Here is a 17852-nt window from a genome sequence, read left to right on the forward strand (position 1 = left end):
CATTCGACGTTCATTTCCCGGTCGCCCCCGTCCTTACGGGTATGAGCGCGAATTCGCCCGCGGGTTCGGCGGCCCCCTCCCGGGCCGCGGTGACCGACGCATGAGCGGGAAAGACGACTACTACAACCGGTCCAAACAGCAGGGGTACCGCGCCCGGTCCGCCTACAAGCTGAAACAGCTCGACGAGGAGGCCGACCTGCTCGGCCGCGGCGACACCGTGGTCGACCTCGGCGCCGCGCCCGGCGGCTGGCTCCAGGTCGCCGCCGAGGCGGTCGGCGAGGGCGGCACCGTCGTCGGCGTCGACCTCCAGCGCATCGACGAGTTCGACGACCACGACGTGGAGACGATCCGCGGCGACATGACCGAAGAGCGCACCCGCCACTACCTGCGCGAGGCGGTCGGCGAGGGCGGCGCCGACGCGGTCCTCTCCGACATGGCGCCGAACATGACCGGCGAGTACTCCCTCGATCACGCCCGGTCGGTCCACCTCGCGCGGCAGGCGCTCGACACCGCGGACGAGCTGCTCGCGCCTGGCGGCGACTTCGTCGTGAAGGTGTTCCAGGGCCAGGACCTCGACGCCTTCCGCGACGACGTGAGCGAGTCGTTCCAGTACGTGCGGACCGTCTCGCCGCCCGCCTCGCGGGACTCGTCCTCGGAGGTGTACCTCGTCGCGAAGGGGTACACGACCTCCCCGGTCGCCGAGGGCGACAGCGTCGAGGTGACGGTCGAAGAGGAGGGCGACGAGGGCGACGGGATCGCCTACGTCGAGGGATACACGCTGTTCGTCGACGGCGACGTCGGCGAGACGCTCACGGTCGAGGTCACCGACGTGAAGCCCCGGTTCGGGTTCGCCGAGCGCGTCGACGGCGACTGAGCCGGTCGCCCCGGTGGGTCACGCCGCCAGTGAACGGTCGTCGTCCGCGACCGGGGAGATCGGTCAGCTTGCGCCGGCGCGCCTGACCCACTCGCGGAGCGTGAACCGGTCGTACGCCGTCTCCGCGGCGACCTCCCACTCGTCGTCGTCCCACTCGGGGTAGTACGTGTCGCCCTCGTAGGCGCCGTCGACGTGGCTGAGGGCCATCCCGTCGAGGTGCGGCTGGAACAGGTCGTAGACTCCGCCGCCGCCGAGGACGTACGCCGTGCCGAAGCCGGCCTCGGCGACGGCGTCGCGGGCCAGTTCGATCGCCGCCTCGTCGCCGTTCGCGACGCTCGCGGTCGGCACGTCCACCGCATCGACGCTCCGGCTCACGACGATCTGGCGGCTGCCGGGGAGGTCGTCGCGCATCGAGTCGAAGGTGCGCCGGCCCAGGATCACCGGCGAGCCCGCGACGCGCTCGCGGTACTGCCTGACGTCCGCCTCGATGTGGGGCCACGGCACCTCGCCGTCCCTTCCGATCACCCGGTTCTCCGCGAGCGCGGCGACGCTGACGAGTTTCACGGACGTAATAGGGGACGGAGGGGCAAAAGCGGCGCGTCGAGCGCGGTCGTCGGGGTCGAGCGCGGCGGTCGGACCGAACTCAGCCGTCGAGGCCGAGCAGGTCGAACGGGTAGCCGTTGTCCAGTTCGTCGGCGCGCTCGTAGACGACGCGCGCGGCCGCCACGTCCTGGATCGCGAGCCCCGTCGAGTCGAAGACGCTGACGCCGCGCACGCCGTCGGCGTCGGCCGGCGTGCCGGGCGTGCCGGGGCGGCCCGCGCGGCGGCCGACGACTATCTCGCCGATCTCGCCGTAGATGTCGTCGTCGGTGAGCGTCCCCGCGGCGTACGGGACGTTGATCTCGCCGGAGTGGGTGCACTGCTCGTGGTCGTCGATGACGACGGTGGCGTCTGAGAGGAGGTCGTCCGCCAGCTCGTGTTTGCCCTCGGCGTCCGCGCCCATGGCGTTGACGTGGGTGTGATCGCCCACGTCGTCCGGGCCGACGATAGGGTCCTCGACGGGCGTGACCGTCGAGAGCACGTCGCAGTGACCGGCCTCGGCGACCGAGCCGGCGCGCACGTCGAACCGGTCCTCGAAGGCGTCGACGAAGTCGGCGACGCGCGCCTCGTCGAGGTCGCTCACGACGACCTCCTCGATGTCCCGGACCGCCGCGACCGCTTCGAGCTGGGTGTACGACTGGACGCCGGCGCCGACGATCCCCATACTCGTCGCGTCCGGGACCGCGAGGTGATCGGTCGCGACCGCGGCGGCCGCGCCGGTCCGCTTCATCGTCAGCGTCGTCCCGTCGAGGACCGCGAGCGGGAACGCCGTCTCCGGGTCGGAGTAGATCATCGTCCCCATCACGGTCGGGAGGTCGTGGTGGTCGGGGTTGTCGGTGTGGACGTTCACCCACTTGATCCCGGCGGCGTCCCAGCCGTCGCCCTCCTCGGTCTCCTCGGCCACGTCCTCCTCGCGCACGTCGAGGTAGGCCGGCATCGAGCGGAAGTCGCCGTTGTACTCGGGGAGGTCGATGTACGACTTCGCCGGCATCTTCGCGTCGCCCCGCTCGTAGGCCGTGAACGCGCCGCGGACCGCGTCGATCACGCGGTCCATCTCGGCGTTCTCGTCCACGTCGTCCGCGTTCAAGAGCAGCGTCTGCATGTCGCAGAATTTGCCGGCCGCTACTTAGTCCCTTCCGAACCGCCCTCTCGGGCGTCCGCCCGGGCGCCGCCGTCGTCCGAGTGCCCGCCGCGCTCCGCGACCACGACCGCCCGCAGGTCGTTGACGTTCGTCCCGGTCGGTCCGGTGCGGAGCAGCGCCCCCGCGTCGTCGAGCACCGGGTACGCGTCGTGCGCGTCGAGCGCGTCCGCGGCCGCCTCGCGGGTCAGCGGGCCCTCCGGACCGTCGCTGACGAGGCGGTCGTCGACCAGCGCCCCCGCCGCGTCCGTGGCGCCGTCGATCCCGTCGGTGTCGAGGCTCGCGACGACGATCCCCTCGCCGTCGGGGCCCGCCGCGTCGAGTTCGAGCGCCGCGGACAGCGCGAACTCCCCGTTCGGCCCGCCCGTTCCGGGGTCGTCGCCGAGCGTCACCGTCACCTCGCCGGCCGAGAGGAGGACCGCCGGCGGCTCGATCGGCTCCCCGACCGCCCGGCACTCCTCGGCGACCGCCGCGTGCGCCTTCGCCGCCTCCCGCGCCTCGCCGCGCATCCGCGCCGAGAGCACGAGTGGCTCGTACCCCCGCTCGGCAGCGACCTCGCGGGCGGCGGTCAGGGCCGTGCGCGCGTTCGCGACGATCCAGACGTCGACGCCGCCGCCGTCGAACGGTGACTCGCCCGGTCCGGGCGTCTCCGCGACCTCGCCCGCGGCGCCGCCTTCGAGGCGGTCCGCGACGGCGGCGGGCGCGTCGATCCCGTATCGGTCGAGGACGGCGATTGCGTCCCCGAAGGTCGTCGGGTCCGGCGAGAGGGGCCCGCTCGCGATCACGGCCGGGTCGTCGCCGGTCACGTCGCTGACCGCCAGCGCGAGCGCGTCGGCGGGGGCGGCCGCCCGCGCCAGCCGCCCGCCCTTCACCGCCGAGAGGTGCTTGCGGACCGCGTTCATCTCCGAGATGGTCGCGCCGCTCGCCAGCAGCGCGTCGGTCGTCTCGCGGAGGTCGCCGAGCGCGACCCCCTCGGCCGGCGCGGCCAACAGCGCGCTGCCGCCGCCGGTGAGGAGTCCGATCACGAGGTCGGACTCGCCGGCGTCGGCCGCGACCGCGCGCACCCGCCGGGCGCTCTCGACGCCCGCCTCGCTCGGCGTCGGGTGGTCGCCGGGGAGGACCGCGACCCGCTCGGTCTCGACCGGGTCGTCGGTGACGACCGCGCCGCCGTCGATCCGGTCGCCGAGCAGCCGCTCGACCGCGGCCGCGAAGTGGCCCGCCGCGTTGCCCGCGCCGACGACCACGACGCGGTCGTACGCCGCGAGGTCGCGGGCGGTCGCCGTCCCGTCGGCGGCCGCGACGGTCAGCACGTCGCCGTCGAGCGCGAGCGCGTCGGCGACGACCGCGGCGGGGTGCGCCGCCTCGATCCCCGCGACGACGCAGTCGAGCGCGAGCTCGCGGGGCGGGTCGCTCGCGTGTCGCTCGCGGTCGGCGACGGTCACGGACGGGTCGGCGTCTGGCGGACCGGACATCGGCTCTCGGTCGGTATGCGGCCCGTCGCGACAAGAGGGTTCGGTCGACGCGACCGCCGAGCGGTCCGGCTCAGAGGATGTAACCGGCGGTCGAGAGGACGTAGTACGCCGCGAGCAGCGCCGCGATGACGTACTGGCCGAGGGCGACGTCGCGGCCCTCGCCGATCGCGAGCTTGATGAGCGGGTACGCGACGATGCCGGCCGCCAGCCCGTCGGCGATGGAGTAGGCGAACGGCATCACGGTGACCGTGAGGCCCGCGGAGACGGCCCACGCGGGCTCGCTCCAGTCGACCTCGACGAGCCCCTGGAGCATCATCACGCCGACGACGATCAGCGCGATGAAGGAGGCGTACGCCGGGATCGCGGCGACGACGGGGATCACGGCGAGCGACGCGAGGAAGAGCGCGGCGACGACGAGGGCGGTCAGCCCGGTGCGGCCGCCCTCCTCGACGCCCGTCGACGACTCGATGTACGTCGTCACGGTGGAGGTCCCGAGCACCGCGCCGAACGTGGTCCCGACGGCGTCGGCCATCAGCGGTTTGTCCATGTCGGGGAGGTCGCCGTCGTCGTCGAGGAAGTCACCGAACTGCGAGACGCCGATCAGCGTCCCGGCGGTGTCGAAGAAGTCGACGAAGAAGAACGTGAACACGACCAGGACGAACGTGAGTGGGTCGATCCCGGAGAGCCCGCTGAGGAACGCTCCCGCCAGCGGCGTGATGTCGTACTGCGCCGAGGGGAGCGTCTCGGGGGTCACGGCGCCGCGCGCGAAGAACCCGCCGAGGGTGAGCGCCCACCCCGCGATTGCGGTGGTGAGGACGCCGACGATGATGGCGCCGGTGACGTTCCGAGCCCACAGCACGAACGTGAAGACGAGCCCGAGCACGCCGAGGATCGCCCACGGGTTGGCGAAGACGTTCCCGAGCGCGACCAGCGTCGCCTCGTCGTTGACGACAACCTGGAGCTCCTGGAGGCCGATGAACAGCAGGAACAGCCCGATACCGGCCCCGACCGAGCGCTTCACCGGCTCGGGGAACAGCCGGATGACGTACTCGCGCGCGCCGACCGCGGTGAGCGCCATGAACACGACGCCCTCCACGAAGACGGCCGCCAGCGCCGTCTGCCACGGGATTCCGAGCCCGAGCACGACCGTGTACGCGAAGAAGGCGTTGAGCCCGAGCCCGGGCGCGAGCCCGAACGGCCGGTTCGCGTACAGCGCCATCACGGCCGTCCCGATGGCCGCCGAGAGGATCGTCGCGATGGCGATCATCTGGAACACCTCTCCCTGCCCGTACCCCTCGATCTGGATCGCCTCAGAGAGGATCGCGGGGTTCACGACGATGATGTACGACATCGCGAGGAACGTCGTGAGCCCGGCGACCAGTTCGGTGCGGATGTCCGACCCGTGCGACTCCACGTCGAACCGCGCAGCCAGCGTGTCTGAAATCCCCATTGAACGCGTGGAGGTTCCCGTGGATCGAGTGATAAGCCTTGCTGAACGACGCGAACTATGATCCGCGTATGTGGATCAAAAACTCTCCTAAACGGATTTTTTCCCGAAGAGTATGCGTGAACGTGGCTATTCGAACGTCGTGAGCGCCCCGACCGGGGCGTCGGTGATCGCTCGCGCGCGGTCCATCCCCTCGTCGCCGACGGCGATGAGCGCGAACACGCCGGTGACGTCGGCGTCGCCCTGGAGCGCGATGTCCAAGAGGAGCTCCTGGGTCTCGCCAGAGCGGATCAGGTCGTCGACGACCAGCACCGTGTCGCCGGCGTCGATGGCGCTCGCGGGGAGGTAGTAGGTGAGCTCGATGCCGGAGGCGAGCCGCTGGCGCGACTCGATGAACTCCTCGACCGCCGTCTCCTTCGACTTCTTCGCGTACGCCAGGCGCGCGTCGAAGAACGAGGCCATCGCCGCGCCGAGCGTGATGCCGTCGGTCGCGGCCGTCAGCACCACGTCGGGCGACTCGAACTCGAACGTCTCCGCCGCGACCGGCGCCACGAGGTCGAGGAACGACTGGTCGAAGACCACCCCGGAGTTGTCGACGTACCCCTCGTCGTCGAACTCGACGCGCGCGACCAGCTCGTCGGCGAGCGCCTCGCGGCCGACCGACTCGACGACCTCGCTCGCGCGGTCGGTGCCGGGCAGCACGTGGCCGTTCACGTAGCGGTTCAGGTCGCCCGCGGGCAGCCCCGTCACGTCCGACAGCTCCTCGTACGTTCGCGTCTCCTTCAGCATCCGCAACACGGCGACCGCCTGTAGCTGGAGGGCCGCCTTCTCTGCGCGGTTCATACGGATGATCGCGATCGCACAAATATGAATACGTCGAAGTCAGACGCCTATCGAATACCCACGTGTGTGGGTCTCACGCCTCGGGCGCGTCGAAGAAGACCGCCGGCTCGTCGATCGCGACCTCGACGTGGTCGCGGTCGTCGAGGGGGCGCAGCCGCACGGTGAGCGCGCCCGCCGCCTCGGCGGCCGCGCGCAGCGCGTCGAGGTCGTCGCTCCCGAGGTAGGTGGGCACGCACAGCGCCACCTGCGCGGACTCGTCGGTGGCGACCACCAGCCGGTACGCGACCCCCTCGGCGGCGCCCGCGTACACGTCGACGCCGTCGATCGCGGCGTCCTCGACCGCGGCGAGCGCGTCGTCGAACTCGGAGCCGGGCAACAGCACGTCGATCCGGGCGGCGTCCGCGACGGGGTTCACCTGCCCGGGGTGGCCCGCGATCGCGGTCCAGCCGCGCTCGCCGTACGCCGCCGCCGTCGACTCCGCGTCCGCCTCGACCGCGTCCCACTGCGGTCCGGGATCGGGTCCGTCCATACCGCCCGCCTACCGCCGGGGGCCCTACATACCCGTCGGTTTCCGCTCGCGGCCGATCCGGCGAGTTCGGCGGCGCTCACCCCGCCGACTCGGCCCCGCTACTGTCAGCCTGACGCGGGCAGTCGGTCCCGAAAGGGGCCGCGTCTGCCGGTAGGTTCATAACGCTCTATCGTATGGGATCGGCTATGCCTACTGACAACGACAACCACGTCGACAGGCGGACGGTGCTCAAGTACGCCGGAACGGCCGGTGCGGTCGGTCTCGCGGGCTGCGCCGGCGGTGGCGACGGCGGCGACGGCGGCGACGGCGGCGACGGTTCAGACGGCGGTGACGGCATGGACGGCGGCGACGGTTCCGACGGGTCGGACGGCTCCGACGGCGGCGACGACACGTTCGAACTCGGCGTCACCATGGGCCAGATGGACTCCGGGCTCGACCCGCAGGACCACGCCGAGACGAACACCGAGATCATCGTCGGCCAGCTGTACGAGGGGCTCCTCGACCGCGACAAGCAGGGCGGCATCATCGCCGGCCTCGCGGACGAGTGGGAGCGCACCGAGGACGGTGACGTCCGCTTCATGCTGCGCGACGGCCTCACGTTCCACAACGGCGACGAGGTCACGCCGCAGGACGTCCGGTACAGCATCCGGCGGATCGTGTTCGAGGACGTCGGCATCGCCAGCCCGCAGTCGAACGACCTCGGGCCGGTCACCGAGGTCGCGACCGGCGACGGCCAGGTGACCGTCTCCTTCGACGGCTACAACCCGATCGCCTTCCAACTGTTCGCGACGAACGGCCCGGTCGTCCAGCAGTCGTGGATCGAGGAGAACGGCAGCGACTACATCAACCGGAACGCCAACGGGACGGGGCCGTTCCGCCTCGCGAACTACGAGTCGGGCAACCAGGTCGTCTACGAGCCGAACGAGGAGTACTGGGACGGCGCGCCCGAGGTCGACGAGCTCACCATGACCGCCTCCAGCGAGTCGAGCACGCGGGTCAACCAGCTGCTCGCCGAGGAGACCGACATCGTGACCAACGTGCCGCCGAACGAGGTCTCCCGGGTGAACGGCTCGGACGTGGCGACGATCAACTCCGTGCCGAGCGCGCGGATCATCTTCCTCCAGATGCGGTACGACGTGGAGCCGTTCTCCAGCCAGCAGTTCCGGCAGGCGATGAACTACGCCGTCGACGTCGAGAGCATCATCGAGAACGTGCTCAACGGCTTCGGGAACATCACCGGCCAGCCGACGCTGGAGGGCCACGTCGGCTACAATCCCGACATCGACCCGTACCCGTACGACCCCGACGAGGCGGAGCGGCTCGTCGAGGAGTCCGGCCACGCGGGCGTCGAGATCACGCTCCAGACCCCGATCGGTCGCTACCTCCGCGACGTTGAGATCGCGCAGGCCGCGGCGAACCAGATCGACTCGCTGTCGAACGTCTCCTGTGAGCTGCAACAGCGCGAGTTCTCCTCGCTCGTCCAGGACATCACGACGGGCAACATCGAGGACAAGCCGCACTTCAACCTCCTCGGCTGGGGGAACGGCGAGTTCGACGGCAGTCAGACCATGACGCCGCTGATGGCCTCGAACGGCGCGCTGACGATCCTGAAGAACGACGACCTCGACGCGCTGCTCAACGAGGCCGAGACGACGCAGGACTCCGAGGAGCGCGTCGAGATCCTCCAGCAGGCGAACCAGCTCGCCCACGACCTCGCGCCGTGGGTGTTCATGCACCAGCAGTTCAGCGTCTACGGCGTCTCGAACGAGATCTCGTGGGAGCCGCGGGCCGACGAGTTCATCGACCCGGACACCGCCACCCGGCAGTAACGCGCCCGTCATCTCCCAATATCGTTATTAATGTCATTCGGAAGATTCGTACTCAAAAGAAGCCTCCAGGGGATCGGGGTCGTCTGGGGCGTCGTCACCGTCGTGTTCGCGCTCCGGTTCGTCACCCCCGGCAGCCCGATCAACGCGGTGGCACCGCTCGACGCGTCACAGGAGACGCGACAGGCGATCGCGGCCGAGCTCGGCCTCGACCAGCCGCTGTACATCCAGTACGGGCGGTACGTCTTCGAACTGCTTCAGGGCGACATGGGCCGGTCGTACATCCGCGGTCAGGAGGTCACGACGCTCGTCTTCGAGCGCCTGCCCGCGACGATCGAGCTCGCCGTCGCCGCCAGCATCGTCGCCATCGTCCTCGCGATCCCGCTCGGCGTGATCAGCGCGACCCGCCGCAACGAGCCGGTCGACTACGGCGCGACCCTGCTGTCGCTCGGCGGCATCTCGACGCCGAACTTCTGGCTCGGGATCATGCTCATCCTGATCTTCGCCGTGGAGTTCAACGTCTTCAACACCAGCGGCCGCGGCGCCGATGTCGGCGACGTGGCGCTGTCGGCAATCACCGCCGAGCCGTTCGTCGGCACGCTGTTGACCTGGCTCGCGTACATCACGTTGCCGGCGATCGCCTTGGGGACCTACTTCATGGCGCTCATCACCCGACTGACGCGGTCGGGCATGCTCGACGAGCTCAGCAAGGGCTACGTCCAGGCCGCGCGGGCCAAGGGGCTCCCGCGGACCCTGATCCGGTACAAGCACGCGCTCCGGAACACGCTGATCCCCGTGATCACCGTCCTCGGGCTCCAGCTCGGGACGCTGATCGGCGGCGCCGTGATCACGGAGGCGGTGTTCTCGTGGCCGGGGCTCGGCACGCTGGTCATCGAGAGCATCAACCAGCGCGACTGGCCCGCGCTCCAGGGCAGCCTGATCGTCATCGGGACGAGCTTCGTCCTCGTCAACATCCTCGTCGACGTGGTGTACGCCTACCTCGACCCGGAGGTGGTGACCGACTAACATGGTCTCTTCACGTGTCATACGCAATCTCAAGAAGGAGTTCAGAGGTAGCGGGCTCGCGAAGCTCGGGCTGGCGCTCGTGGTGGTCATCGTGTTGACCGCCGCGTTCGCCCCGTTCGTCGCGCCCCACAACCCGACCGAGCAACAGCTCAACGAGAGCGAGCTACCGCCGCTCGGCTTCTCGCAGACGGCCGAGCGGACCTCCTCGCAGATGGTCGACGGCGAGATCCAGACCGTCACCGAGGAGGTGGAGATCACGGCCGACCCGGACCACGTGTTCGGGACCGACGGACTCGGCCGCGACATGTTCTCGCGGGTGGTGTACGGCGCCCGCACGTCGCTCGTCGTCGGCGTCCTCGGCACCCTGCTGGCGGCGTCGATCGGCGTGCCGGTCGGGCTGCTCGCCGGCTACCACCGCGGGCGCGTCGACGACGCGCTGATGCGGATCGCGGACGTGAGCCTCGCGTTCCCCTCGCTCGTGCTGGCGGTCGCGCTCATCGGGCTGTGGGGGCGCGCGGCGGTGAACGTCCCCGACCCGTTCGTCGCCGCCGGGCTCGCGCCGGAGATGCCCGAGAGCTTCGTGTTGCCGATAACGGTGGTGATCGTCGTCGGCCTCGTCAACTGGGTGTGGTTCGCCCGCGTCGCCCGCGGGGAGGCGCTCTCCTTGCGCGGGCAGGAGTACGTGAAGGCGTCTCGCGCCCTCGGGGCCGACGACAACACGATCATCGTCCGCCACATCCTCCCGAACGCGATCACGCCGATCATCGTCCTCGGGACGGTACAGGTGGCGGCGATCATCCTCCTAGAGAGCTCGCTGTCGTTCCTCGGCTTCTCGGGGACGACGCTGTCGTGGGGCTTCGACATCGCGCAGGGGCGCGACTACGTCTCCTCCGGGCAGTGGTGGATCGCCTCCATCCCCGGGCTCGCGATCATGCTGTCGGTTATCGGGATCAACCTGCTCGGCGACTGGCTGCGTGACGCCTTAGACCCCGGTATCGAGGGCGAAGGGGGTGCCGCATGAGCGACGCCGAGCGGCCGACCGACGAGTCCGCCGCGGCGACCGACGGCGGCGCGACCGACGGCGGCGCGAGCGACGCCGCGACGGCCGACGCCGTCGGCGCTGCCGGCGCGGCCCCGACCGGGCTGCCCGCGGCCGACGACGTGCTGTCGGTCCGGGACCTCTCGACGCGCTTCTTCACCGAGGAGGGGCAGATCAACGCGGTGGAGTCGGTGTCGTTCGACCTCCGGGAAGACGAGATCCTCGGCGTCGTCGGCGAGTCCGGGTCCGGCAAGTCCGTGACCGCGCTGTCGCTCGTCGACCTCGTCGAGACGCCCGGCCGGATCACGGCCGGCGAGGTGTGGTACCGCGACCCCGACCTCGCGGAGGAGTTCCGCGGGACGGGGGCGGTCCACGTCGACGGCGACCACGTCGACCTCCGGACGGTGCCGCCGAGCGTGCGCCGGTCGCTGCGCGGGCCCTCGTTCAGCGTCATCTTCCAGGACCCGATGAGCAGCTTCAACCCCTCTATCACGGTCGGCGAGCAGATCGCCGAGGCGGTCGAGGTGCAGCGCCGGGCGCGGGCGAACCCCCGCTCGACGCGCTCGCGGACGCAGGGGTACGGGCTCGGCAAGTACCTCCTCGACGGGCTCGTCCCCGGCCGCGACTACACCAGCGAGGAGAGCATGGAGCGGGCGGTCGAGCTGCTCGGCCAGGTCGGGATCCCCGACCCCGAGGACCGCGTCGACGAGTACCCCGGCCAGTTCTCCGGCGGGATGCTCCAGCGCGCGATGATCGCGCAGGCGCTCGCCGGCGAGCCGGACGTGCTGATCGCCGACGAGCCGACGACCGCGCTCGACGTGACGATCCAGGCGCAGATCCTGAACCTGCTGAAGGAGATCCAGGCCGACCGCGGGATGAGCATCGTGCTCATCACTCACGACCTCGGCGTGATCGCGGAGATGTGCGACCGCGTCTGCGTGATGTACGCCGGCGAGGTCGTCGAGCGCGGCACGCTCGACTCCGTGTTCGAGGACACCGTCCACCCGTACACGCAGGGGCTGCTCGGCTCGATCCCCGACGTGGACGACCCGCGGCCGCGGCTCGAACCGATCGCGGGCAACGTCCCGAGCCTGGTCGACGCCGAGATGGGCGACCGGTGTTACTTCGCGGACCGGTGCCCGAAGGCGATGGAGGCGTGCCTCGACAAGCCCGCGGAGGCGACCGTCGACGCCGCCGCCGACCACGGCGCCACGTGCGTCCTCGCCGAGCGCGAGTACGACCCGGCGGACGCGCTCCCGGACGATCACTTCGACGAGGTCGGCGACGCGGAGGCCGCGACCGACGGGGGTGAGGGCGAATGAGCGACCCGCTGCTCTCCGTCGACGGGCTGAAGAAGTACTACGCGGACGACTCGTCGATCGTCGACCGCCTGCTCGGGCAGGAGTCGGCGAGCGTGAAGGCGGTCGACGGCGTCTCCTTCGACGTGCGCGAGGGTGAGACGCTGGGGCTCGTCGGCGAGTCCGGCTGCGGCAAGTCGACGACCGGCGAGACGGTGTTGCGCCTGCGGGAGCCGACCGCCGGCGAGATCACCTTCGACGGGACCGACGTTCGGGCGATGACCGACCGCGACCTGAACGAGTTCCGCCGGCGCGCCCAGATCGTGTTCCAGGACCCGTTCTCCAGCCTCGACCCGCGCATGACCACCGGCGACATCGTCACGGAGGGGCTCCGCATCCACGACGTCGCCGACCGGGAACAGCGCCGCGAGACGGCCCGCGACCTGCTCGAACGGGTCGGCCTCTCCGCCGACCAGATGGACCGGTACCCGCACGAGTTCTCGGGCGGGCAGCGCCAGCGCATCGGGATCGCTCGGGCGCTCGCCCTGGACCCCGACTTCGTCGTCCTCGACGAGCCGGTGTCGGCGCTCGACGTGAGCGTCCAGGCGCAGATCCTGAACCTGCTCGAAGACCTCCAGGACGACTTCGGGCTCACGTTCCTGTTCATCGCGCACAACCTCGGCGTGGTGCGCCACGTCTGCGACCGCGTCGCGGTGATGTACCTCGGCGAGATCGTCGAGATCGGGCCGGTGGAGGCGATCTTCGACGACCCCGCGCACCCGTACACGAAGGCGCTGCTGTCGAGCGTCCCGCGCGCGAGCACGGAGGCGCGCGACGAGGAGTTCGAGACGCTCCGCGGCGACGTGCCCTCGCCGCGGAACCCGCCGGCGGGCTGCCGGTTCCACACCCGCTGCCCGGAGGCCCGCGCGGCCTGCCGCGAGTCGGCGCCGCCGAGGTACGACGTGGGTGACGGCCGGACGGCGACCTGCTTCCGGGCCGACGACGGCCACGCGTACTGGGACAGCGAGCCGATCGGCGAGAACGCGGCGGCCGGCGACGAGTCGGACGCGCCCGCCGGCGAGCCGGCGGACGACTGATCCGCGCCCGCTCCCGCCGCGGCTGATTCTTTTCTATACTACGGGCCGAACCGGTTCGTCGGTCGTACCTCCGATCGGGAAGCCGCGACCCGGTTATGGTGCCGCTTCCCCTCGGTCCAGACATGACCCACGCTGGTTCCGACTCCGACGGCGGCTTCGCGCGGCGAACGATCCTCCGGGCGGCGGGGCTCTCGGGCGTCGCCGGGCCGGCTGGCTGTATGAGCCAGACGGTCTCCACCGCCGCGACCGGCGACGGCGCGGAGGCGACGCAGGCGGCCGACGAGGGGCTCGCGCTCCCCGAGACCGGGTCGCCGGAGGTCGTCGATCGACGAGCGCGGCCGCGAGGTGACGCTGCGCTCGGTCCACGCCCGACACGCGGCCCACCCCGGCGGGATGGTCACCGCCATCGTCTACGAGCAGGCGATGGGGACGGACGTGTTCGCGGACCTCATGGAGAAGGCGGGCTACGAGCTCTGAACGCCGAGTAGCGCGGCCCCGAAACCGCGCTTCCGCTTACCGCTCGCGGACGACGACGAACTCCGCGAGGTCGCGGAGGTACTCGATCGCCTCCGTCTCCGGCGGGTCGGCGTCGTCGAGCGCGGCCAGCGCGCGCTCCGACTCCGCCCGGGCGCGCTCGTTGATCTCCTCGGGCGACAGCGACGTGACCTGGAGCACCGACGGGCGGTCCATCTCGGCGTCCTGCCCGGTCGGCTTGCCGAGGTCGTCGGCGTCGGCGGTGGCGTCTAACACGTCGTCGCGCATCTGGAAGGCGACGCCGACGCGCTCGGCGTACTCACCGAACGAGTCGATCGCGTGCGGCTCGGCGCCGCCCGCGACCGCGCCGAGTTCGGCGGCGGCGCGGAACAGCGCGCCCGTCTTCCGGCGCGCGAGCTCCATGTACTCCGCTTCGTTCGTCGGGCGCGCCGCCAGCTCCGTCGCCTCGCCCTCGCCGAGTTCGACCATCGCCTCGGCGACGGTGCGCATCGCGCGCGGGTCCGTCGAGAACAGCGCGAACGCCTCGCCGAGCAGGCCGTCGCTTGCGATGATCGCGGGGCCGTAGCCGAACTCGGCCCAGGCGGCGTCGGTGCCGCGGCGGACCTCCGAGCGGTCGATGATGTCGTCGATCACGAGCGAGGCGTTGTGGACGAACTCGATGCCGGCCGCGAAGTCGACCGCCTCCTCGGGGTCGCCGTCGAACGCCTCGCAGGCGAGGACGGTCACCGCGGGCCGGACGCGCTTGCCGCCCGCGAGGACGACGTGTCCGACCTCGTCGGACAGCTCCTCGGGCTCGACGCCGTCGATGACCGACTCGATCCGGTCTTCGACGAGCCCGACCCGACGCTCCAGGTACTCCATCTACCGCCCGGAGGGCCCCGGCGCGCAAAGGCCTAACGGAACGCCGTCCGGGGGCGATTCGGACGACGGCGGCGGCGCGCCCGCCGCGCTACCGGAACCGCACGCCGAGGTCGTCGAGCCCGTCGTTGTTCGCGGCGACGTTGATTAAAAGCGGCGTGAGCCCCTCGATTTCGGGTGCGTTGGCGATCCCGCCGGCGTCGAGCGCGCGCAGCCCCTCGATCCCCTCGGCGACGTCGGCGACCGTCCGCTTGGCGTCCCCGTCGTCGCCGATCACGAGCGTGTCGACGCCCAGCTCGGCGTCGAGGTTCGCCAGCCGCGCGGCCGCGAGGTTGTGGAACGCGCCGACGACGGCGACGCCGTCGGGCGCCGCGTCCGCGACGATCCGCGTCACCGAGCCGGCCCCGGGCTTGTGGTAGTGGAACCCCTCTTCGTCGCGTTTCATCCCCGTGGCGGGCGAGACCAGCACGTCGCCGTCGTCGAGCGATCCCGCGACCGCCTCGACGGTGTCGCCGACGTGGTACGGCGGGACCGCGAGGACGACGATCTGAGCGTCGGCGGCGACCGCGGCGTTGTCGCCGCCGGTCACCGCGGCGTCGAGGCCGCGGCTCTCCAGTTCGGTCGTGTACTCCTCGGCCTTTGCCTCGGCCTCCTCGGCCTCCCGGGAGCCGACCGCGACCCGGTGGGGCGTGTCAGCCGCCAGCCGGAGCGCGAGCCCCTCGCCGATGTCACCGGTGCCGCCCAAGATGGCGATTTTCATACTGTCCGTGGGGCCGCTCGCGTCTTAGGGGTTGCGCGACCGGCCGTCCTCGCCACGACCGAAGGCGACCGGACGGCGAGGGACTTTTGGCCGATCGCGCGGAGGCGACGCCCATGGACGAGCAGGACCGCGTCGCCGCGTTCGTCGCCGAGCACGGGTTAGAGACCGACCTCGCGTACCGCGTCCTCGACTTGGAGAGCGAGGTCGGCGAGGTCGCGAAGGAGGTGGCGACCTCGACCGACTACGGGGAGGACCCGGACGCCGCCGCGATCGCGACCGACGAGGTCGGCGACGCGCTGTTCGCGCTGCTCGCGCTCGCCGACGCGGCCGATATCGACGCCGACGCCGCGCTCGACGAGTCGCTGGCGAAGTACGAGTCGCGGATCGGGTCGTCCGGCGACGCCGGGTCCGGGCAATAGCGGTCCGAAGGCCGACGCCGAATCCGATTGGAAGGAGCGCACGAGGCACCGGTTCAAGTGCGTCGCCCGCCTACGGGGCCCATGCCCGACGCCCCGTCGCTCGCGCTGCGATACGTCGCCTGCGACGCCTGCGACACGGTGTTCGCGCGGCCCGACGACCCCGACGAGCCCGCCGCCTGCGGTCGGTGCGGCGCCCGTCCGCTCCGCGAGCTCTCGGGAGTTCGGGGGCCGGACGCGTACTTTTCACCGTGAGCCCGACCCGCAGGTGGAGGAGTTACCGATGGGTCACCACCGACGACTCACCGCCGCCGGTTCACCGCAGGTCGTCCATCTCCAGCTCTCCGGCCGCGACCGCCCGCAGCTCCTCGTCCGAGAGGCGGTCGATCACGAACTGCGGCATCCCCTCCGGGAGCCCGGCCGGCACCGACCGTCCGCCGTCCGTGCGAGACGCCGCGGAGGGGCCGCCGTCCGTGTGAGACGCCGCGAGAGGCCCGCCGTCGTCCGCGGTCAACCGATTGACGGCCTGCTCGACGGTCTCGACCGCCGCCGACTGCCGCTCGCTCTCTTCGGCCACCTGCCGCATCCGCTCGCTGATCCGGTTCGACTGCTCGACCACCCCGTCGACCGTCGCGGCGATCTCCTCGGCCGCGGCGGCCTGCTCGTCGGTCACGTCCGAGACCTCGTCGATCCCGTTCGCCGTCTCCGTCACCGCCTCGGCGATGGCCGTGAGGCTCTCGGCCGCGTCGTCGACGCGCTCGCTCCCCTCGTCGACCCGGACCGTCGTCTCCGAGAGGCTCTCGACGGTCTCGTCGGTGTCGGCGCGGATGCCCTCGACCATCGCCTCGATGTCGCTCGCGTGGCCCTGCGACTCCTCCGCGAGCGACTTGATCTCGTCGGCGACGACGCCGAAGCCGGCGCCGGCGTCCCCGGCGCGCGCAGCCTCGATCGAGGCGTTCAGCGCGAGGAGGTTCGTCTGGTCGGCGATGCCGTTTATGGCGTCGACGAACTCGTCGATCTCCTCGACGCGTTCCTGGAGCGCCTCGACGTCCTCCGCCACCTCGTCGACCGCGGTCCCGATGTCGTCCATGGCCGCCGCGGCGTCGTCGGCCGCGTCCGCCCCCTCCTCGGCGAGCGTCTCCGCCCGGCCGCTGGTCCGCTCGACCTCGTCGGCGGTCGACGCCACCTCCTCGACCGTCGCCGAGAGGTTCGCCACCTCCGAGGAGACCTCGGCGACCCGCTCCGACTGGTCCTCGGCCTCGTCGCCGACCTCAGCGGCGCTGTCGGCGACGTCGCTCGCCGACTCGCGCAGGTCGGCGATCGGCTCCTCGACCTCCGCTTCCACGTCCGCCATCAGCCGCTCGTTCCGCTCGACCGCCGCCGAGAGCTTCTCGCTGTACGAGTGGATGTACGTGTCCGTGACGACCTGCATGTCGAGGTTGACGATCCGGAGGATAGAGAGCAGGTCCTCGATCGCGTCGTCGACCTCCTCCTCGACCGCCGCCGCGGTCGCGTCGTCGAGCGTCTCGCCGGCGGCGTCCGGGCCCAGCCGGTCGGTGAGCGAGTCCGCGAGTCGGTCCCCGACGATCGGCAGGATGAGGTCGTAGTACACGCCGTACTGGCCGAGGTAGTGTTTCATCGGCATCTCGAGCACGTCGTGGATCTTCCCGATCCGCGCCCGGTCCTCGAAGTACTCCTCGCCGTACTCGCCCCCGGCGAGCGTCACGAGGTACGCCGACTGCGTCCGCTTGAGCTGTTCGATCCCCTTCTCGGACCGACCGATCACGTCGACCGTCTGCTGGTGGCCGGTGAGGTTCTCGTAGAAGTCGTCCGCTATCCGGTCGGCGTTCTCCGCGAACGCGTCCTCGTACCGGCTCAGTCGGCGCTCGTCCTCCGCGTCGAAGCCGACGAACTCCTTCCGCCACGCGATTTCGTCGGCGTCGAGCCCGATCTCGTCGACGAGCTCCGACGCGTCGAGCCCCTCGTTCAGCCCGCCCTGGCCGAAGTCGTCCCGGCCGTACTCTCCGGATGTAGCCATGGCGGAGCCTCTCTGCTTGGGTTATATAAACGGTGCCCCGCGCTTCTCACCGGCGATACCCGGGCTCAGCGGCGAGTACCGGGAACTGACGGCCGT

The 17852-nt window shown here is 71.1% G+C and carries 18 protein-coding genes; 9 read left to right on the forward strand and 9 right to left on the reverse strand.

Annotation, left to right across the window (positions count from 1 at the left end):
* The first annotated feature begins 100 nt into the window (after window positions 1–100).
* Window positions 101–874, forward strand: a complete 774-nt coding sequence (locus EXE48_RS04700; protein WP_137710857.1) for a 23S rRNA (uridine(2552)-2'-O)-methyltransferase — start codon at window positions 101–103, stop codon at window positions 872–874.
* 63 nt (window positions 875–937) lie between these two features.
* Here EXE48_RS04700 and EXE48_RS04705 read toward each other — a convergent pair whose 3' ends face one another.
* The 6 genes from EXE48_RS04705 to EXE48_RS04730 form a co-directional block, all read right to left on the reverse strand.
* Window positions 938–1438, reverse strand: a complete 501-nt coding sequence (locus tag EXE48_RS04705) for a dihydrofolate reductase (RefSeq protein WP_137710858.1) — start codon at window positions 1436–1438, stop codon at window positions 938–940.
* 79 nt (window positions 1439–1517) lie between these two features.
* Entirely contained in the window at window positions 1518–2576 is a 1059-nt protein-coding gene (locus EXE48_RS04710) for an ornithine cyclodeaminase family protein (RefSeq protein WP_137710859.1), read from the reverse strand.
* 20 nt (window positions 2577–2596) lie between these two features.
* Window positions 2597–4084: a glycerate kinase type-2 family protein gene (locus tag EXE48_RS04715; protein ID WP_137710860.1), complete on the reverse strand. Its 1488-nt coding sequence runs from the start codon at window positions 4082–4084 to the stop codon at window positions 2597–2599.
* Window positions 4085–4154: 70 nt separating this feature from the next.
* Window positions 4155–5534, reverse strand: a complete 1380-nt coding sequence (locus EXE48_RS04720) for an NCS2 family permease (RefSeq protein WP_137710861.1) — start codon at window positions 5532–5534, stop codon at window positions 4155–4157.
* Between the two features lie 126 nt (window positions 5535–5660).
* Window positions 5661–6374, reverse strand: coding sequence for a phosphoribosyltransferase family protein (locus EXE48_RS04725; protein WP_053771892.1), 714 nt, complete (start codon window positions 6372–6374; stop codon window positions 5661–5663).
* A gap of 73 nt (window positions 6375–6447) precedes the next feature.
* Window positions 6448–6903 carry a DUF7529 family protein gene (locus EXE48_RS04730; protein ID WP_137704674.1) on the reverse strand — a complete coding sequence of 152 codons (456 nt, stop codon included), beginning with the start codon at window positions 6901–6903 and terminating at the stop codon, window positions 6448–6450.
* 185 nt (window positions 6904–7088) lie between these two features.
* Here EXE48_RS04730 and EXE48_RS04735 point away from each other — a divergent pair, with 185 nt between their 5' ends.
* The 6 genes from EXE48_RS04735 (at window position 7089) to EXE48_RS19230 (ending at window position 13666) form a co-directional block, all read left to right on the forward strand.
* Window positions 7089–8732 (forward strand): ABC transporter substrate-binding protein, encoded by a 1644-nt coding sequence (locus tag EXE48_RS04735; protein ID WP_137704675.1) that lies wholly within the window; start codon window positions 7089–7091, stop codon window positions 8730–8732.
* 30 nt (window positions 8733–8762) lie between these two features.
* Window positions 8763–9755: an ABC transporter permease gene (locus tag EXE48_RS04740; RefSeq protein ID WP_121600827.1), complete on the forward strand. Its 993-nt coding sequence runs from the start codon at window positions 8763–8765 to the stop codon at window positions 9753–9755.
* A 1-nt stretch (window position 9756) separates the two neighbouring features.
* Entirely contained in the window at window positions 9757–10776 is a 1020-nt protein-coding gene (locus EXE48_RS04745) for an ABC transporter permease (RefSeq protein WP_053771888.1), read from the forward strand.
* A complete protein-coding gene (locus tag EXE48_RS04750; RefSeq protein ID WP_233561754.1) occupies window positions 10773–12116 on the forward strand; it encodes an ABC transporter ATP-binding protein in 1344 nt (447 codons plus the stop codon). The genes EXE48_RS04745 and EXE48_RS04750 overlap by 4 nt, the downstream gene beginning before the upstream one ends.
* Window positions 12113–13189 carry an ABC transporter ATP-binding protein gene (locus EXE48_RS04755; protein WP_053771887.1) on the forward strand — a complete coding sequence of 359 codons (1077 nt, stop codon included), beginning with the start codon at window positions 12113–12115 and terminating at the stop codon, window positions 13187–13189. Before EXE48_RS04750 ends, EXE48_RS04755 begins: the two co-directional genes overlap by 4 nt.
* Window positions 13190–13534: 345 nt before the next feature.
* A complete protein-coding gene (locus EXE48_RS19230) occupies window positions 13535–13666 on the forward strand; it encodes a hypothetical protein (protein WP_274595431.1) in 132 nt (43 codons plus the stop codon).
* A 36-nt stretch (window positions 13667–13702) separates the two neighbouring features.
* On the opposite strand, the gene EXE48_RS04765 is transcribed toward EXE48_RS19230, so the two are convergent.
* Both EXE48_RS04765 and npdG read right to left on the reverse strand, forming a co-directional pair.
* Window positions 13703–14545, reverse strand: a complete 843-nt coding sequence (locus EXE48_RS04765) for a polyprenyl synthetase family protein (RefSeq protein ID WP_053771886.1) — start codon at window positions 14543–14545, stop codon at window positions 13703–13705.
* 88 nt (window positions 14546–14633) lie between these two features.
* Window positions 14634–15302, reverse strand: a complete 669-nt coding sequence (gene npdG, locus EXE48_RS04770; RefSeq protein WP_137710862.1) for an NADPH-dependent F420 reductase — start codon at window positions 15300–15302, stop codon at window positions 14634–14636.
* A gap of 113 nt (window positions 15303–15415) precedes the next feature.
* On the opposite strand from npdG, the gene EXE48_RS04775 reads away from it, so the two are divergent.
* Window positions 15416–15721 carry a MazG-like family protein gene (locus EXE48_RS04775; RefSeq protein WP_137710863.1) on the forward strand — a complete coding sequence of 102 codons (306 nt, stop codon included), beginning with the start codon at window positions 15416–15418 and terminating at the stop codon, window positions 15719–15721.
* Window positions 15722–15802: 81 nt separating this feature from the next.
* On the forward strand, window positions 15803–15973 hold the full coding sequence (locus EXE48_RS18710; RefSeq protein ID WP_199236345.1) for a hypothetical protein: 171 nt from the start codon (window positions 15803–15805) through the stop codon (window positions 15971–15973).
* 61 nt (window positions 15974–16034) lie between these two features.
* On the opposite strand, the gene EXE48_RS04780 is transcribed toward EXE48_RS18710, so the two are convergent.
* A complete protein-coding gene (locus EXE48_RS04780; protein ID WP_241991948.1) occupies window positions 16035–17756 on the reverse strand; it encodes a globin-coupled sensor protein in 1722 nt (573 codons plus the stop codon).
* Window positions 17757–17852 lie beyond the last annotated feature (96 nt).

Source organism: Halorubrum sp. ASP1, assembly GCF_005435135.1.
Lineage (GTDB): Archaea > Halobacteriota > Halobacteria > Halobacteriales > Haloferacaceae > Halorubrum > Halorubrum tropicale.

Bases quoted from the DNA above. Each gene is read 5' to 3' on its own strand.
- EXE48_RS04700 (WP_137710857.1), top strand. From the start codon at position 101: ATGAGCGGGAAAGACGACTACTACAACCGGTCCAAACAGCAGGGGTAC.
- EXE48_RS04710 (WP_137710859.1), bottom strand. From the start codon at position 2,576: ATGCAGACGCTGCTCTTGAACGCGGACGACGTGGACGAGAACGCCGAG.
- EXE48_RS04715 (WP_137710860.1), bottom strand. From the start codon at position 4,084: ATGTCCGGTCCGCCAGACGCCGACCCGTCCGTGACCGTCGCCGACCGC.
- EXE48_RS04720 (WP_137710861.1), bottom strand. From the start codon at position 5,534: ATGGGGATTTCAGACACGCTGGCTGCGCGGTTCGACGTGGAGTCGCAC.
- EXE48_RS04725 (WP_053771892.1), bottom strand. From the start codon at position 6,374: ATGAACCGCGCAGAGAAGGCGGCCCTCCAGCTACAGGCGGTCGCCGTG.
- EXE48_RS04730 (WP_137704674.1), bottom strand. From the start codon at position 6,903: ATGGACGGACCCGATCCCGGACCGCAGTGGGACGCGGTCGAGGCGGAC.
- EXE48_RS04735 (WP_137704675.1), top strand. From the start codon at position 7,089: ATGCCTACTGACAACGACAACCACGTCGACAGGCGGACGGTGCTCAAG.
- EXE48_RS04740 (WP_121600827.1), top strand. From the start codon at position 8,763: ATGTCATTCGGAAGATTCGTACTCAAAAGAAGCCTCCAGGGGATCGGG.
- EXE48_RS04745 (WP_053771888.1), top strand. From the start codon at position 9,757: ATGGTCTCTTCACGTGTCATACGCAATCTCAAGAAGGAGTTCAGAGGT.
- EXE48_RS04750 (WP_233561754.1), top strand. From the start codon at position 10,773: ATGAGCGACGCCGAGCGGCCGACCGACGAGTCCGCCGCGGCGACCGAC.
- EXE48_RS04755 (WP_053771887.1), top strand. From the start codon at position 12,113: ATGAGCGACCCGCTGCTCTCCGTCGACGGGCTGAAGAAGTACTACGCG.
- EXE48_RS04765 (WP_053771886.1), bottom strand. From the start codon at position 14,545: ATGGAGTACCTGGAGCGTCGGGTCGGGCTCGTCGAAGACCGGATCGAG.
- npdG (WP_137710862.1), bottom strand. From the start codon at position 15,302: ATGAAAATCGCCATCTTGGGCGGCACCGGTGACATCGGCGAGGGGCTC.
- EXE48_RS04775 (WP_137710863.1), top strand. From the start codon at position 15,416: ATGGACGAGCAGGACCGCGTCGCCGCGTTCGTCGCCGAGCACGGGTTA.
- EXE48_RS18710 (WP_199236345.1), top strand. From the start codon at position 15,803: ATGCCCGACGCCCCGTCGCTCGCGCTGCGATACGTCGCCTGCGACGCC.
- EXE48_RS04780 (WP_241991948.1), bottom strand. From the start codon at position 17,756: ATGGCTACATCCGGAGAGTACGGCCGGGACGACTTCGGCCAGGGCGGG.